Origin of the sequence: Bacillus sp. LBA3-1-1.1 (assembly GCF_040676495.1) — a bacterium.
GTDB classification, from domain to species: Bacteria; Bacillota; Bacilli; order Bacillales; family Bacillaceae_G; genus Bacillus_A; species Bacillus_A nitratireducens.
In genome coordinates this window covers 50,213-65,643 of the sequence record NZ_JBEGIB010000010.1, presented here as the reverse complement: position 1 = coordinate 65,643, position 15,431 = coordinate 50,213, and the positions used below count along the sequence as shown (strand labels likewise).

General features: G+C 36.0%; 17 protein-coding genes and 2 tRNA genes. 17 read left to right on the top strand and 2 right to left on the bottom strand.

Annotation, left to right across the window (positions count from 1 at the left end; genetic code table 11):
• The first annotated feature begins 30 nt into the window (after positions 1-30).
• The 5 genes from MRBLBA3_RS10240 to MRBLBA3_RS10220 all read left to right on the top strand — a co-directional run bounded on the left by MRBLBA3_RS10240 (position 31) and on the right by MRBLBA3_RS10220 (position 4,628).
• Positions 31-1,272: an amidohydrolase family protein gene (locus MRBLBA3_RS10240; protein ID WP_044737632.1), complete on the top strand. Its 1,242-nt coding sequence runs from the start codon at positions 31-33 to the stop codon at positions 1,270-1,272.
• A gap of 98 nt (positions 1,273-1,370) precedes the next feature.
• Entirely contained in the window at positions 1,371-2,666 is a 1,296-nt protein-coding gene (locus MRBLBA3_RS10235; RefSeq protein WP_000697132.1) for a purine/pyrimidine permease, read from the top strand.
• 165 nt (positions 2,667-2,831) lie between these two features.
• Positions 2,832-3,056 carry a spore germination transcription factor GerE gene (gerE, locus tag MRBLBA3_RS10230; RefSeq protein WP_000659484.1) on the top strand — a complete coding sequence of 75 codons (225 nt, stop codon included), beginning with the start codon at positions 2,832-2,834 and terminating at the stop codon, positions 3,054-3,056.
• 107 nt (positions 3,057-3,163) lie between these two features.
• Positions 3,164-3,826, top strand: coding sequence for a type 1 glutamine amidotransferase domain-containing protein (locus MRBLBA3_RS10225; protein WP_044737633.1), 663 nt, complete (start codon positions 3,164-3,166; stop codon positions 3,824-3,826).
• Between the two features lie 163 nt (positions 3,827-3,989).
• Positions 3,990-4,628, top strand: coding sequence for a TetR/AcrR family transcriptional regulator (locus tag MRBLBA3_RS10220; protein WP_001233017.1), 639 nt, complete (start codon positions 3,990-3,992; stop codon positions 4,626-4,628).
• A 49-nt stretch (positions 4,629-4,677) separates the two neighbouring features.
• Here the strand turns inward: MRBLBA3_RS10220 and MRBLBA3_RS10215 are convergent, their stop codons facing one another.
• A complete protein-coding gene (locus MRBLBA3_RS10215) occupies positions 4,678-5,361 on the bottom strand; it encodes a type 1 glutamine amidotransferase domain-containing protein (protein ID WP_044737634.1) in 684 nt (227 codons plus the stop codon).
• 379 nt (positions 5,362-5,740) lie between these two features.
• Here MRBLBA3_RS10215 and MRBLBA3_RS10210 point away from each other — a divergent pair, with 379 nt between their 5' ends.
• The 10 genes from MRBLBA3_RS10210 (at position 5,741) to MRBLBA3_RS10165 (ending at position 12,581) form a co-directional block, all read left to right on the top strand.
• Positions 5,741-7,066, top strand: a complete 1,326-nt coding sequence (locus tag MRBLBA3_RS10210) for an MFS transporter (RefSeq protein WP_044737635.1) — start codon at positions 5,741-5,743, stop codon at positions 7,064-7,066.
• Positions 7,067-7,423: 357 nt separating this feature from the next.
• Positions 7,424-8,236 carry a glutamate racemase gene (gene racE, locus MRBLBA3_RS10205; protein WP_000593836.1) on the top strand — a complete coding sequence of 271 codons (813 nt, stop codon included), beginning with the start codon at positions 7,424-7,426 and terminating at the stop codon, positions 8,234-8,236.
• A 130-nt stretch (positions 8,237-8,366) separates the two neighbouring features.
• A complete protein-coding gene (locus tag MRBLBA3_RS10200; protein ID WP_044737636.1) occupies positions 8,367-9,416 on the top strand; it encodes a GerMN domain-containing protein in 1,050 nt (349 codons plus the stop codon).
• Positions 9,417-9,547: 131 nt separating this feature from the next.
• Complete coding sequence (gene rph, locus MRBLBA3_RS10195) at positions 9,548-10,285, top strand: ribonuclease PH (protein ID WP_001261778.1); 738 nt, start codon at positions 9,548-9,550, stop codon at positions 10,283-10,285.
• 11 nt (positions 10,286-10,296) lie between these two features.
• Complete coding sequence (locus MRBLBA3_RS10190) at positions 10,297-10,905, top strand: XTP/dITP diphosphatase (RefSeq protein WP_000815922.1); 609 nt, start codon at positions 10,297-10,299, stop codon at positions 10,903-10,905.
• A gap of 13 nt (positions 10,906-10,918) precedes the next feature.
• Complete coding sequence (locus MRBLBA3_RS10185) at positions 10,919-11,422, top strand: metallophosphoesterase (RefSeq protein ID WP_000645487.1); 504 nt, start codon at positions 10,919-10,921, stop codon at positions 11,420-11,422.
• A gap of 108 nt (positions 11,423-11,530) precedes the next feature.
• Positions 11,531-11,604: transfer RNA gene (locus tag MRBLBA3_RS10180), tRNA-Gly, on the top strand.
• Position 11,605: 1 nt separating this feature from the next.
• Positions 11,606-11,679, top strand: a tRNA-Arg gene (locus tag MRBLBA3_RS10175).
• A 365-nt stretch (positions 11,680-12,044) separates the two neighbouring features.
• Positions 12,045-12,347: a hypothetical protein gene (locus tag MRBLBA3_RS10170; RefSeq protein ID WP_044737637.1), complete on the top strand. Its 303-nt coding sequence runs from the start codon at positions 12,045-12,047 to the stop codon at positions 12,345-12,347.
• 33 nt (positions 12,348-12,380) lie between these two features.
• Positions 12,381-12,581 (top strand): hypothetical protein, encoded by a 201-nt coding sequence (locus MRBLBA3_RS10165; protein ID WP_000124357.1) that lies wholly within the window; start codon positions 12,381-12,383, stop codon positions 12,579-12,581.
• A gap of 319 nt (positions 12,582-12,900) precedes the next feature.
• Here the strand turns inward: MRBLBA3_RS10165 and MRBLBA3_RS10160 are convergent, their stop codons facing one another.
• Positions 12,901-13,515 (bottom strand): PH domain-containing protein, encoded by a 615-nt coding sequence (locus tag MRBLBA3_RS10160; RefSeq protein WP_000473869.1) that lies wholly within the window; start codon positions 13,513-13,515, stop codon positions 12,901-12,903.
• Positions 13,516-13,831: 316 nt separating this feature from the next.
• Here MRBLBA3_RS10160 and MRBLBA3_RS10155 point away from each other — a divergent pair, with 316 nt between their 5' ends.
• Both MRBLBA3_RS10155 and MRBLBA3_RS10150 read left to right on the top strand, forming a co-directional pair.
• Positions 13,832-14,080, top strand: coding sequence for a hypothetical protein (locus MRBLBA3_RS10155; protein ID WP_002094402.1), 249 nt, complete (start codon positions 13,832-13,834; stop codon positions 14,078-14,080).
• 197 nt (positions 14,081-14,277) lie between these two features.
• On the top strand, positions 14,278-15,276 hold the full coding sequence (locus MRBLBA3_RS10150) for a hypothetical protein (RefSeq protein WP_000358260.1): 999 nt from the start codon (positions 14,278-14,280) through the stop codon (positions 15,274-15,276).
• The last annotated feature ends 155 nt before the right edge of the window (positions 15,277-15,431 follow it).

The window sequence follows — 15,431 nt, the reverse complement described above, 5'->3', positions numbered from 1 at the left end:
CGATTTTTAATAAAGGGTGGGGAAATAGAGATGACAGTATATTGGTTGACTAATGTAATGGTTGAATCAAGGTATGCATATGAAGAAGGGGAAATTTCACGAACAGAAACAGAATTATGTAGTTTACTCATTGAAGATCGACGAATTAAAAAAATTATAGAAGGGATTGTTCAAGAGGAAGGGATGGTAACTCTTGATGCCAATCGCTTATTAATTTTACCCGCTTTCGAAGAAATGCATATTCATATTGATAAAACATATTATAGTGGGCCTTGGAAAGCTTGTATGCCAGCAGAAAATATTTTCACACGTTTTAATGAAGAAAAAAGGATTTTGCCAAAGCAATTAGCAACTGCTCAAGACAGGGCGGAAAATATGCTAGAGTTATTGCTTCGAAATGGTGCAACGAATATTAGAACGCATTGTAATGTGGATCCAGTTATTGGACTTCGTAATTTAGAGGCAACGTTAGCGGCATTAGAAACATATAAAAATCGATTGTCTGGTAGAATAGTTGCATTTCCGCAACATGGATTATTGCGCAGTAATTCTGTACAACTTGTAAAAGATGCGATGCGTATGGGTGCGAATCTAGTCGGTGGAGTGGATCCAGCTACAGTGGATAATGATATCGAAAAATCATTACATACAATTATGGATATCGCAGTAGAATTTAATGCGGATGTTGATCTTCATTTGCATGATGCGAATAATCTTGGGACGTTTACGATGAAGAGGTTGGCAAGTCTAACAGAAGAAGCTGGATGGCAAGGACGTGTAACAATTAGTCATGCGCTTGGACTTGGTGGTGTTACGGATAAAGAAGCTGAAGAAGTGGCAGAAAGACTAGCAGCCTTGAAGATTGATATTACTTCAACCGTGCCAATTGGTAAACAAGTAATCCCAATTCCATTATTAGATAAAAAAGGTGTTAAAGTTTCATTAGGAAATGATAGTATTACAGATCATTGGTCGCCGTTTGGAACTGGCGATATGCTTCAAAAGGCAAATCGATTAGCAGAGCGTTTTGGATGGAGTGACGAAAGGTCTTTAGGAAAAGCCCTTCGCTTTATTACGGGAGGAAAAGAAACGTTAAACAATGAAGGGAAGCGAGCATGGCCGAATGTAGGAGATGAAGCGAGTTTTGTTTTGACGAATGCAACATGTACAGCTGAAGCGGTAGCGCGTCAAACAGAGAAGCGTGTAGTCGTGCATAAAGGAAATGTTGTTGTTGGAAGCTTAAATGAGGTGGAATTAAATAACCTTGTGTAGAAGAATCGTTTAAATGCCTTGAGGAGGGTTCTAATGGTGGGTATAGAACTCTTCTTTTTTATTCTTACAATATATTTTTTATAGGAAAGCTAGAAGGGATGAAAATTTTGGACAATCAACATAACCAAAATCATATTATGGGAACTTTGCAATGGTTTATTTTTTTATTAGCAAACTCAATCGCACTACCAATTGTCGTTGGCGGATTATTTCATCTTACGACGGAAGAAGTGTTTTATTTAATGCAACGTACGTTTTTCGTAGTTGGTATATCTTCTTTTTTACAAGGATGGCTTGGACATAAACTGCCTATTGCGGATGGACCAGCTGGATCTTGGGTTGGTGTATTTACCGTACTTGCTTATGCTACCGTAGGGCAGGATCAATTACATAGTACATTGCAAATTTTAGAATTAGGAATGATAATCTCCGGTGTTATTTTAATAGGATTAGGTGTAACTGGTTTTATAGGACGTATTTTATTTTTATTTACGCCAGTTGTGACAGGAACGTTTTTACTTTTATTATGTTTACAATTAAGTGGTGTATTTTTAAAAGGAATGCTAGGAATTACAGCTACTATTTCTCAAATCGATGGATTTACAGCGATAATTGCGTTTAGTATATTTTTGTTCGTTATTATACTATCTAATTTTGGAAAAGGCTTTGTCAAAAGTTATGCAGTTTTAATAGGATTAATTAGCGGGTGGATTATTTTTCTTATTGCAGGAAAAGTGACGATTCCATCTCAAGTAACTCATTTTGTGCAACTTCCACATATATTTGCTTGGGGACTTCCAAAATGGAATACAGGTATGGCTGTATCAAGTTTCGTTATGGTATGTATTTTAGTTTCTAATACAGTGGCAGCTATTATAGCGATCAATCAAGCTACCATTCAAAAAGGGACTATTGAACAGAAACAGTTGAAGGATGGTACGTGGGTTGGAGGGATTTCACATATCATTTCTTCTGTATTTTCAACTGTAGGTGTCGTTCCGTTACCAGCGACGGCAGGATTTATACGCTTAACAAAACAAAAATATATACGATCGTTCTTAATGGCATGTGCGTTACTAGTCATAATGTCTCTTTTTCCAAGTATTATTCGTTACTTAGCGTCTTTACCATCCGCTGTCGCATCTGCAGTTTTAATGGCTTCGTTCGTACAGTTAATTGGAATTGGATTTAATAATATAAAACAAGTGGAGCTCAGCGAAAGGAATGTAACGATTTTAGGAGTTGCAGTATTATTTGGCAGCGGCGTTATGTTTTTACCGTCTGGAGCACTCCAATCCTTGCCGTCTGTTATGCAATATATATTCGGGAATGGTTTATTTGTAGGTACAGTTGTAAGTATATTGCTAGAACAAATATGGCGTACTGGAAAGTAAGTGGATAAAAAGAGTATCCGCACTGTATAAAAGTCTAAAATAACATAGGAAATAAAGCCCATTTTCATTCACCACCGGCACATTTCGTTCATACAATATCTTGACTAAATAAACACCCAACTTACACATATACAGCTCTGGCTTAAGCAAGGAGGGTTATACCAGTTGAAGGAAAAAGCGTATCAATCTAAACCGTTACTCACAAAGAGAGAAAGAGAAGTATTTGAATTACTCGTTCAAGATAAAACGACGAAAGAAATTGCAGGTGAACTTTTTATAAGTGAAAAAACAGTACGCAATCACATTTCAAACGCAATGCAAAAGCTAGGAGTTAAAGGACGTTCACAAGCAGTTGTAGAGCTTCTTCGTATGGGAGAACTCGAGCTATAAAAAGAAAGCCGACTTTTATATGAAGAGTCGGCTATTTTTCTGTCTGTTTCACGTGCTATATGAATGATAAGAATGTTTCATACATAAATAGGTAGTAAGGAGGGGATATGTTGAAAAGGATATTGTTAGTTTCAACAAGCGCTCATGATATGAATGGACACCCGACTGGTTTATGGCTTGAAGAGCTCGCAGCTTCGTATAATTTATTTAAAAAGGCTAAGTTCGATGTTGATCTTGTATCTATAGAAGGTGGAAGGGTACCTATTGATAGAGTGTCTATTCCGAATGGCATACCTCGTGAATTTAAGTATATCGCTTCTTTATTGCAAAATACGAAGCCGATTTCGAAGGCTCATTTTTTAGATTATGATGCAGTTTTATTTGGTGGTGGACACGGGGCTATTGTGGATTTTCCAGGTAATCCATATGTAGCGAATTTGATTGTGAATATGTATAACAATAACCGGATTGTAGCGGCTGTTTGTCACGGAGTAAGTTCTTTGGTCGGTGTGAAAAATAAAGATGGCTCGTTTTTTGTTGCGGGTAAGCGTATAACAGGTTATACAAATGATGAAGAAACAGCTGTGCATTTAGAAAATCGAGTTCCATTTTTGCTAGAAAGTAAGTTGAAAGAAGAAGGGGCATTATTTTATGTAGCACCTAATTTCACGCCGCATGTTATAGTAGATGGGCATTTAATTACAGGGCAAAATCCGCAGTCTAGTATGGAAATAGGGAAAGCTATAAAAAGAGCTGTAAATAAATTATAGAAAAGGTGCCCGCTACTAACAAAGGTAGCGGGTACTTTTTATGTATAGCGTAGATTGAAATTGTAATAAACTAAAAAGACGTAATGAGTATAATAACTTCATTTATAAACATTCATGAATTTGCTATACTATTTTGTATGAACAAAAGGGGAGGCTCTTTTAAATGAGAAAAGTAGCGTGTGCAAATACGTATATTAATAAAATAAAGCCCGTTATTCGAAAGACGAGTTTTAGCCAATTAAAAATAGATGAAATTGCGAAATATATGGATATTAGTAAAGCTACTTTATATAAACGTTTTTCTTCGAAAGATGAGATTATTGAGGCGGTAGTAGAGGATTTTATAAATTATCTTCTTGAAGGAGATGCGGATAATCAAGATGAAAGTATGTCGTTTACAGAACGTTTCCAAAAGACGTTTATCCATTCTTTAAAATGTGTGACGTATATTTCGGATGTCTTTTTACAAGATTTGAAAGAAGCGTATCCGCATTTGTCGGATCAATTAGTCGCTGCACAACAAAATCGTAATCGTAATTTGCAAATGTTTTTTGAGTCGGGTATGGAACAAGGTTACTTTAATAAAATGAATGCGCAACTATTTATGGTGCAAGATGATGTGATGTTAAGACGCATTATAGATCATACTTTTTGTATTCAGTACGATATTACGTTAAAGCAAGCGATACTTGATTTCTACAATTTGAAGAAATACCAACTGTTTAAACCGGAATTTTTAGATGTAGTTGATGATTCTGAAATTGAAAAAGAAATTATAGCTAATTTACAAATGATTTCGTAAAAAAAGCAGATTTCCCTTGCTAGAGGGAAATCTGCTTTTTTAGTACATATTATTTTTGCAACTGTTTTAATACTAATTCAGCTACTGGACCACCTGAAGCAGGGTTTTGACCAGTAATTACACGATTATCTTCTACAGCGTAAGCTTCCCAAGGTTGCGCAGCTTTTTCGTAAAGTCCCCCATATTTAACGAGTTCATCTTCTGTTAAAAATGGAACGAATCGATCTAATTCAGCTAGTTTCTCTTCTTCATTTGAGAATCCTGTTACTTTTTTATCGTTAATTAAACGATCCCCGTTACTTAATGTGATATGGAATAAACCAGCAGCTCCGTGACAAACAGAGGAAACAATTCCGCCATTTTCATAAATGTTGCGGCTAATATTTTGAAGTTCTTTGTTTTCTGGGAAGTCCCAAATAACTCCGTGACCACCCGCGTAATAAATAACAGCGTAGTCTTCTTGATTCACTTCACTCGGTTTCATTGTAGAACCGAGGCGATTCATAAATTCTTTCTTTTGATACCATTCCCAATCGATGCTCTCCGCCATCGCTAAACTATGCGGATCAATCGGTGTATAGCCGCCTTGTGGACTGACATAATCTACTTCGTAACCAGCTTCTTCTACTTTTTTAACGAAATGGACAGCTTCACCAAGCCAAAGCCCGGTAGCTCTATTTAAATTTGGGTATTTTTCTACGCTCGTTAATACAACTAACATTTTTTTCTTCATCATAATCCTCCTGTAGTGTTTCTTCTATATAAAAGTTCTTTATTTACTTAATTTTATTAAGTTAGAAATTGCAAATTTGAATAACCATGTCAGTCCCCCTTATACCGGATTCGAAATTAGTGTATAACAATTTTTGAACAAAGTAAACTAAAAATACCAAATTAGTTTACTTTGTATATTTTTCGTTGACAAACTGTAATGCTGAAACTATGATAGTTCCATGAATATCGAACAACATACATGTTTCGTTTCGAATTCGGTTTGTCGCGCGATAAATTATCATCTTTTATACATTTGATGAAGTTGTTTAGTAGTGATAGAGGAGCTAAACAACTTTATTTTTCATTTACAGTTACTACAATCAGAAGAGGTGTTACACATGGGGAAAGATATAAGTAACCATTCAAAATGGTTTGTTTTCACATTATGTTTTATCGTTTTATTAGGACCGATGAATGCGGTTTTATTTAATGTAGCGTTAGAGGGTATTGCTAATGATTTATCAATTAGTCAATCGAAAGTTAGTTGGGTTGTAGTAGGGTATTCTTTAGTTGTCGGTATTGGTTCGATGGTATATGGGAAACTAGCGGATCGTTACAGTGTAAAAAAACTATTAATTAGCTCAATAATCATATTTGTAGTTGGGTCCATTATTGGATTTGTAAATCAATCTTATGCGATTGTCATTTTCGCAAGATTAGTGCAGGCGAGCGGAGGAGCTGCATTTATTGCGCTTAGTATGATTGCAGTGGCAAAATTAGTTGTTCCTGCTAAGAAGCCTGGTGCATTAGCGATGATTAGTTCTTCTATTGCATTAGCAATAGGCATTGGTCCTTTAGTTGGCGGGGCTATTACAAATACATTAGGGTGGCCATATTTATTTTTATTTATGGTTATTTCAGTAGTTGGGATTTTCTTGCTTATAAAATTTATGCCGGAAGAAGTGCAGCATACGGATGAAGCGTTTCATTTTGATTACATTGGAGCGGCGTTATTATTTGCATTCATTACGACTGTTTTATTAGGTGTCAATATTAATAGTTGGCTATTTGTGTTATCGGTAGCTTTCTTATTTTTATTCACGGTTCGTATGAAGAACGCGGAGCATCCATTTATTGATATTGAGTTATTTTCGAACAAACCATTTCTTCGTTTAATAGCGGTCGGGTTTATAATTAATGTGGCGTTATGTGCTAGTCTATTATTATTGCCATTACTGTTAGGAAGAGTGCACGGATTGTCGCCATTCGTTATCGGAATTGCATTGTTTGTTGCATCACTCTTTGGTATTGTATCTAGTTTTATGACCGGAAAGATTGTTCCTTCGTTTGGGAATGTAAGAATGATTTATGTAGCGTCTGTAGTTATGATCGTTGGCTTTTTAATTTTAGGGCTTATTCCGAACGGGAACTTAATCATTATTTTAGTGGCGGTTATTTTAACATTTATGAGTTATTCAGCTATTCAAGTATCATTAAACACATTTATACCGAAAACATTACATCCAGCTAAAGTTGGAGTTGGTCTTGGTTTATATAATTTAATTAACTTTTTCGGTATGGCATTTGGACCAGCTGTAGCGAGCAAGGTTATGGAATCTACAAATAGTTATCGTTTGAATTTTATTTTAATCATCATTTTAATTTCTGCTCATTTCTTCTTATTAATAGGAATGTCTTCTTTCCAAAAAAAGATGGAGCAATAAAGTGAAACTTTAATTAGTGGGGGGCATCCCCCACTAATTATTAGCCCACACTAATCGGGCTTTTATGGACAGCCCGATCCCCCACCTAACTTATTTGCTTTCGCTGAATTTTGAGGTGGGGGTCTTATTGTCCGGCAAATAGCGGGGTAAATACGCACTTTATATAGAAGAAACCGACTTTCATATAGAAGGTCGGTTATTTTTCTGTCTTGCAAATTATGAAAAAAAGGAGCAAAATAAAAAAGGTCCTAGTCTATACAGGTACAAATGAAAATTTTCATACAGAAGCAGTTTAAGTGAGCGAACTTAAAGTGTGTAAAATATAATGATAAAATAAGATGATGAATGAGAAAACGGGTGATTAAGTTGAATAGAGCGATCGGTGTTATTGATTCAGGAGTGGGCGGTTTAACAGTAGCGAAGGAATTAATTCGTCAGTTGCCGAAAGAGCGTATTATATATTTAGGGGATACAGCACGTTGCCCTTATGGTCCGCGTTCTCGTGAAGAAGTGCGTCAATTTACGTGGGAAATGACGGAGCATTTATTAGATTTAAATATCAAAATGTTAGTGATTGCGTGTAATACAGCAACTGCGGTTGTGTTGGAAGAAATGCAGAAACAGTTGCCAATTCCGGTAGTTGGAGTTATTCATCCAGGATCACGTACAGCTTTAAAAGTGACAAATACGTATCATGTTGGGATTATTGGAACGATTGGAACAGTAAAAAGTGGTGCCTATGAAGAGGCACTAAAATCTATTAATAACCGTGTTATGGTAGAAAGTTTAGCGTGCCCACCTTTCGTTGAGCTTGTAGAGAGTGGGAATTTCGAAAGTGAAATGGCGTATGAAGTTGTAAGAGCAACATTGCAACCGTTGAAAAGTACGGACATTGATACACTTATTTTAGGGTGTACACATTATCCGATTTTAGGTCCTGTTATTAAAAAGGTAATGGGAGATCAAGTGCAATTAATTAGTTCGGGTGATGAAACAGCGCGTGAGGTAAGTACGATTTTATACCATAGTAAGATGTTAAACGAGGGAGAAGAACAAAGTGATCATCTCTTCTTAACGACTGGTAAAATAGGTCTGTTTAAAGAAATTGCATCAAAGTGGTTCGGTCAGCCAATTGAAAATGTGAAGCATATTAATTTAGAAACAGAATAATAGTAGATTCATATAAGAGAACTCCTGAGAAATCAGGAGTTTTTTCTGTGTAAGTAGTTATAGCTTGTTCTAAAATATGAAACAGCTCGTATACATAATAGTACAAACTTAGATTTTAGGGGGGAATGGCATGCCTAAATCCACTTTTAAATGGGTTGTTGGTGCTACTGTGAGTGCGATTTTATTATCAGGGTGTGGCTTATTAAATCAAGAGAAAGCAACAGAACAAATTGATCCACCGAAAAAAGTTACGTATACAGAAGGTGAAAAGAAAGAAACAGCTAAAAAAGATAAACAAGGGCAAACAGTAAATAGAGAGTTATACCTCGTTGATAAAAATGGATATGTCGTACCGCAAACTATTGCAATGCCTACTCCGAAAGCGAATGAAGTTGTAAAGCAAACGTTAGAGTATCTTGTGAAAGATGGACCAGTAACAAATTTATTGCCAAATGGATTTCGAGCAGTCCTTCCAGCGAATACGACGATGACCTTGGATTTGAAAAAGGGTGGGGCAGCAGTAATTGATTTCTCTAAAGAAATGAAAAATTATTCAAAAGAAGAAGAGCGTCAAATTGTTGAATCAGTAGCGTGGACTTTGACTCAATTTACAGAAATAAAACAAGTGCAGTTCCAAATAAATGGTGAAAAGCTAGCGAAGATGCCTGTTGCGGGTACGCCACTTGGTGAAGGCGTAAGTCGTGCGAATGGAATTAACTTTGATGATGAACAAGTAGCAGATGTAACGCATACAAAACCGGTTACACTTTACTTTATGGCGCAAAATAATAATAAGCAGCAATATTACGTACCGGTAACAAGACGCGTTGCAGAAGGAAAAGAAAATGATTACGCGACAATTGTGGATGAGCTTGTAAAAGGTCCGATTCAAGGGTCGCTATTAAATGATTTTAATCCAGGAGCTAAGCTTATTACGAACCCGAAACTGGAGAATGGAAATATTACATTAAACTTTAATGAAAATATATTTGCGAACCAAGACAAGAGTGTAATTTCAAATTACGTATTGAAGTCGTTAGTCTTATCTTTAACGGAAAAACAAGGTGTGAAAAATGTTTCTATTGAAGTGAATGGGAAAGCGAATCTGATGGATGAAAAAGGTGAAAAGTTAACAAAACCTGTTAATCGTCCACAAAACGTGAATACAGGTAGTTTTTAATCGCGAATAATTTGATATACTTATGTAAGAAAGGGGAATTGCTTTTTGAGTTCCCCTTCTTTTATTGTTATACATATCGTACATTTAAATTTGGCTATACTAATGAGAGTAGTTATGAGGAGGTTATTTTTATGCGAGTAGATGGTAGAGGACAAGCAGAGCTACGCCATATACATATTCATACAAATTATTTAAAACATCCAGAGGGATCGGTACTAATTGAAGTTGGGGATACAAAGGTGATTTGTTCAGCGACAATTGAAGAGCGTGTACCGCCGTTTATGCGTGGAGAAGGAAAAGGTTGGGTAACGGCAGAATACTCAATGATTCCACGTGCGACAGAGCAACGTACAATCAGGGAGTCAAGTAAAGGGAAAGTAACAGGGCGTACAATGGAAATCCAGCGTTTAATTGGACGAGCATTACGTGCGGTTGTTGATTTAGAAGCGCTTGGCGAAAGAACGGTTTGGATTGACTGTGATGTAATTCAAGCGGATGGCGGAACGAGAACAGCTTCAATTACAGGTGCCTATGTAGCGATGGTATTAGCTTTTGAAAAATTATTGCAAGCAGACAAAGTATCTAAAATTCCTGTAAAAGATTATTTAGCGGCAACGTCAGTAGGTGTTGTTGAAGAACAAGGTGTCGTTTTAGATTTAAATTATGCCGAAGATTCTAAAGCAGACGTTGATATGAACGTTATTATGACTGGAAAAGGTCAGTTTGTTGAAGTACAAGGAACTGGAGAAGAAGCGACGTTTAGCAGAGCAGAATTAAATGAACTACTTGATGCTGCGGAACAAGGGATCTTCCAACTTGTTGAAAAGCAAAAAGAAGCGTTAGGTGACATCGTATCTCATATAGAGTAGAGGTGGAAAATATGAAGCAAGTTGTTGTAGCGACGAAAAATCTTGGGAAAGTACGTGAATTTGCTGAGTTATTTGAGAGATTTGACTTAGAAGTGAAATCTTTACACGATTTTCCTCATATTGAAGAAGTCGAAGAAACTGGTGAAACATTTGAAGAAAACGCAATTTTGAAAGCGGACAGTCTTAGTAGACAGTTGAATTCCATCGTAATTGCGGATGACTCTGGTCTTATTGTAGATGCCTTGAACGGGAAACCAGGTGTATATTCAGCTCGTTTTGCTGGAGAGCCGAAAGATGACCAAGCGAATATCGATAAAGTGTTGCAAGAGTTAACTGACGTCGATTTAGAAAAACGTACAGCTCGTTTTTACTGTGCGCTAGCGGTTGCTTTCCCTGAAGCAGATAAAGAGCCTGTTATTGTAAACGGAACGTGTGAAGGAAAAATCTTAGAACAGCGCCGCGGGGAAAATGGTTTTGGATACGATCCGATTTTTTATGTAGAAGAATATAAAAAAGCAATGGCTGAGCTAAGCTCAGATGAGAAAAATGCCATTAGCCACCGCGGACGCGCTCTTCGTAAATTAGAAGAGAAAATCCCAGAATGGTTTTTAGAAGAATAAGGGAGAGAAATTGATGAAAGCTTTAATCGTAAGCGATAGTCATAGCTCTGTGAAGGAATTACAGCAGTTAAAAGAGAAATATGAAGGGAAAGTAGATATCATGATTCATTGTGGTGATTCAGAGCTAACGCCTGCTCACGAAGAGCTACAAGGTTTTTGTGTTGTAAAAGGGAATTGTGATTATGCTAACTTTCAAGATGAAATTGTAACTGATGTAGATGGAATTCGTTTCTTAGTTGTACACGGTCATCGTCATAATGTGAAAATGACGTTACAAACGTTAGCGTATCATGCAGAAGAAGTAGGAGCACAAGTAGCGTGCTTTGGACATTCTCATGTATTAGGGGCAGAATTACTTGATGGGATTTTATTTATTAATCCAGGAAGTATTTTGCTCCCGCGCTCTCGTGTGGAAAAGACATTCGCTTTATTAGAAATGGATGAAAATCATATAGAAGTCCGTTTTGAAACATTAGACGGACAGCTAGTTGAACAAGCAGTTTTTAAAAGAGGATAATAAAAATTATCCTCTTTTAAAAAAGTGTTGACTTTATAAGTAGTTATGAATATAATAAATATTGTCGATAGGGCAACGGCGCTAACGAAGAAAAATAAAATAACATATGCGGGTGTAGTTTAGTGGTAAAACAAGAGCCTTCCAAGCTCTGGTCGAGAGTTCGATTCTCTTCACCCGCTCCATGTCCCAGTAGCTCAGCCGGATAGAGCATACGCCTTCTAAGCGTACGGTCGGGAGTTCGAATCTCTCCTGGGACGCTAAAAAAACCTTGTTATCTTTTGATAACAAGGTTTTTTGTTTGTCTAAAAATTGATTTGTGTGTAAGTGGTGGAAGATTATTATAATATAATATATGATAATAATTGTATAGAAAAAATAAAAGCAAACTACATATCGTTGATTAAACGGCTTAGCCGACGATAGTTGTTATGAGATAAATAATGGAATACAATTGTGCGTCTTTATTTCGGTAGAATGCATCCGCCGTGCGAAATTTTTCCACAGCTCTTTCTAGTTCGTTAGCTATTTTATCGAATTCTGTTAAAACATTGAATATATCGACATATATGTTATCAGCAACGAAGACTGGCACGATGCGGACGATCAGAAGAAAGTACGATTAATGAACTCGGCGGATCGAACGTGGCACAATCAATTCAAAGGATATGATATCCCCTATAATGCAATATGCGAATTCAACGCATACTTAGTAATCGTTTATAACGATACAAACAAAATGCAGCGGCAAGGAATCGCATCATTTAGCGTAACTGGCGTCAGATCATTCAAATTCAAAGAAAATAATGTTTCTAGTACGATTGTGCAGCCGTTATCGGAACTTATCCCCGGCAGTGTGTTACAATTAATAGAAGCGGAAAGCGAGGATCTCCAATTGACTGGACGTGTGATTGATTGGACAGTTTAAGAAGGTTGTATAAAAAAGGGAGATGGCGCAAATATGGCGAGATCAAAAGAAAATGATTTAACGGAGAAATTGGCAGAAGGTCAACAAAAATATGGTGACGGCAACTTTACAGTACAGAACATCGGTGATGAAACTAACCCGAATTGGACTGTCGTAAAAAATGTGAGGAAGGGATCGGCAGGCATTCGCGAAGAGGAAGATATATTAAGACTGCAATCAAAATATATAAAATAGTGCGGAAAGGTACGCCGAGATTCGTATTTTAAGACGATTATTTTTTATTCCGTGGATAGGGAATATCATCTAAATACGTCAGAATTTTCGATAGGGAATCGATAGAACAAAAAGGCATTCAACATTGATGTAGAACTACTATATACCGTATAATATTAATTAACAAAAATGGTCAGTCGACCGCACAAATGAACGTTCAGTAAGCGATGAAAGAATCGTTTATATATCGGTAATTGACGGGTCGGGAGTTCGAATCTCTCCTGGGACGCTAAGAAAACCTTGTTATCTTTTGATAACAAGGTTTTTTGTTTGTTTTAAATTAGTTATTAATAAACTTTTCAAAGACAAAACCGTAATCTTTCACGTTATACTGTTTCTTCGTATCAACGAGCCAATTAAAAGCAATCTCGTTCATCTCTTTAAATTGTTCTGCTAAATTTACTTGTGCGTTTGAAATACGGCTGAAAGCATTAGATGCCATATCTAGACTTTTATGTGCATACTGCAATGTAATGTCGTTGTCGTATGAAATTTCTTCTATTTTAAGTAGAGCCTTATATAAATCTTTTAATTCTTCAATATGTTTTTTATGAACATCAATTGAGTAATGCTCATCGCCCATTTGAAACTTAATTTCTACATCTAAATCAATCGTTCCCGCAGTTTCAAGTGCTACGTTTTTAATTTGATACTTACTATAGCTAAAGCGGCGCAGTGTGCGTTTTTTACTTGTCGCACTTGTACCATCTAGGTGGATTAACCCTTTGTTTGTAAAGCAATATTCATCTGATTTTGATTTAATTAGAAAATAAATTTTCTCTCCATCTTCATGCATCACGTAATCATCAGCATCGACCTTATCGTAATCTTTCGGTGTGATGACAGAACCTACATCGCTTAAACCCAAAACATCAGCTGCCATTTTTTTGAACATATATAATCCCCCTTGTAAATTAAATTCTTAATTGTACAAAAATATAATAACATGATTTTAAACTTATTTTTGAAATCTTACAATTCTGTAAGGTAACTGTAAGGAAGTTCGATGGTAACAAATTACTAATCCTCTATAATGAAGGTAACAACGATAAAACAAGGAGGAAGAAATGATGAAGGGATTAATCGTAACGGGCTTAACAGTTGCTTTTGGATTTGTAGCGTATGAAAAATTAACGTATGTAGTTGATGTTGTAAAACATTTAATCGCTTAGAAAAAACTACCATGAGAGGGAAAGGGAATGAGTGAATGAATGGAATGGTTATTTGGAATTATAGGTACTTGTAGTGTAGTATTATTGTTCTTTGTCCCGAGTGGTATACTTAGTTCGACAACGAGTTTGTTCTTCTTAAGTTTGTTTGCTTGTACGATGCTTATTATTATGTTTTTAATGAAGCGAAGTAAACCAATCTTCTACTTTAGCATGATTGTTATGGCAATTATTGTTCTCCAAATTATTACCCTTGTTATATACCCCACAATTATAAACGCTTTCCATTAATGATGAATCCTCTGCTTCTGTTGCTGAGGGTTTTTGTTTGTGAAAAATGAATTTCATTTAAAAGGTTGTTGATTTTTCGATATAAAAATTAAATATTCCTATATTTCAAACGAATGGTTTTGGAATGTTGTGTTCTCATTACGCATTTGATATATTTACTTTGAAGATAATTAAAATCTAGAAAAAGAGGCGAACGTATGGATAAAAAAGAAAATACGGTCGTATTGTTTCCGCAACTATCAGAACGCTATATTGATGAAGGTTTTTTAGCGTTGAAAGAGCGGAAATTCGAAGATGCATTGCGCTGCTTTGAAATATTACGTCAGTATAATGCGGAAACGGAACAAACAGAATTAGCTTCAGTTATTTGTTTGTTAGAATTAAAGCATATGGAAGAAGCGAAAGACAAATGTGAGCAGTTGCTTGAAACGGGAGCTGTATTATTTGGTGACATTCTTGAAACGTATGTGACGATTTTAGTTCAAACAAATGATTATGAAGGTGTTATTGAAATTGTCGAAAAAGTTTTGCAAACGAAAGACATAATGCCCGAGCAAAAGGAAAAATTAGCGCAGCTCGCTTTATTTGCAGAAGGTATGCTAAATGAGGAAGACGCGTCGCTAGTTGATTCGAATTTTGAATTAGACGAGTTTACTAATGAACTTTTTGGAGAAAACTTTGGTCAAAAGCTAAGAGTGATCCAGAAACTTTCATTAAAAGACCTGGATCTCGCACTTCCTGCTCTAAAGAAATTTTTAATAGAGGAAAAGCAACACCCTTATTTAAAAACTTCTATTTTGTATAAAATGGTAGAAAATCAAATAGAAGAAGAGATAGAAGTAGAGAAGTTTGGAAATACGATAAAAGTGATACCAGCATTTACAGGTCATAATGAGGAGCAATCCGATAAAATCATACATAAATTATCAAGCCAATTAGAACAAAATTATCCGGATATATTTAGTGCGATGGTCACTTACTGGAAAGAATTACAAATTAGCATTTTCCCATTCCCTCTATTAATGGATAAAGTAGAAATTTGGGCTGCCGTCTTAGAGAGAATTGGAAGAAAGCGTTTCGGATTGGCTATTGATGAAGAAGAACTTATGACAGCATACAATATCGAGTTAGAGGAATTTCATATCGCCTATCAATGGTTACTACGCATTGAAAGAGAAGGATATTTGCCCGTATAATTATGAAAAAGAATCGTTCAGTTATTGAAACGAGCATATTCTATGTTATAATGTAAGGGTTGCAAAAGGCAGAAATCTGCCTGTTTGTAAGAGAAGAGGAGTATAATTCTCTTACTTAATATGTTTCATATTAGTCTCGAACAAAATATACCGTA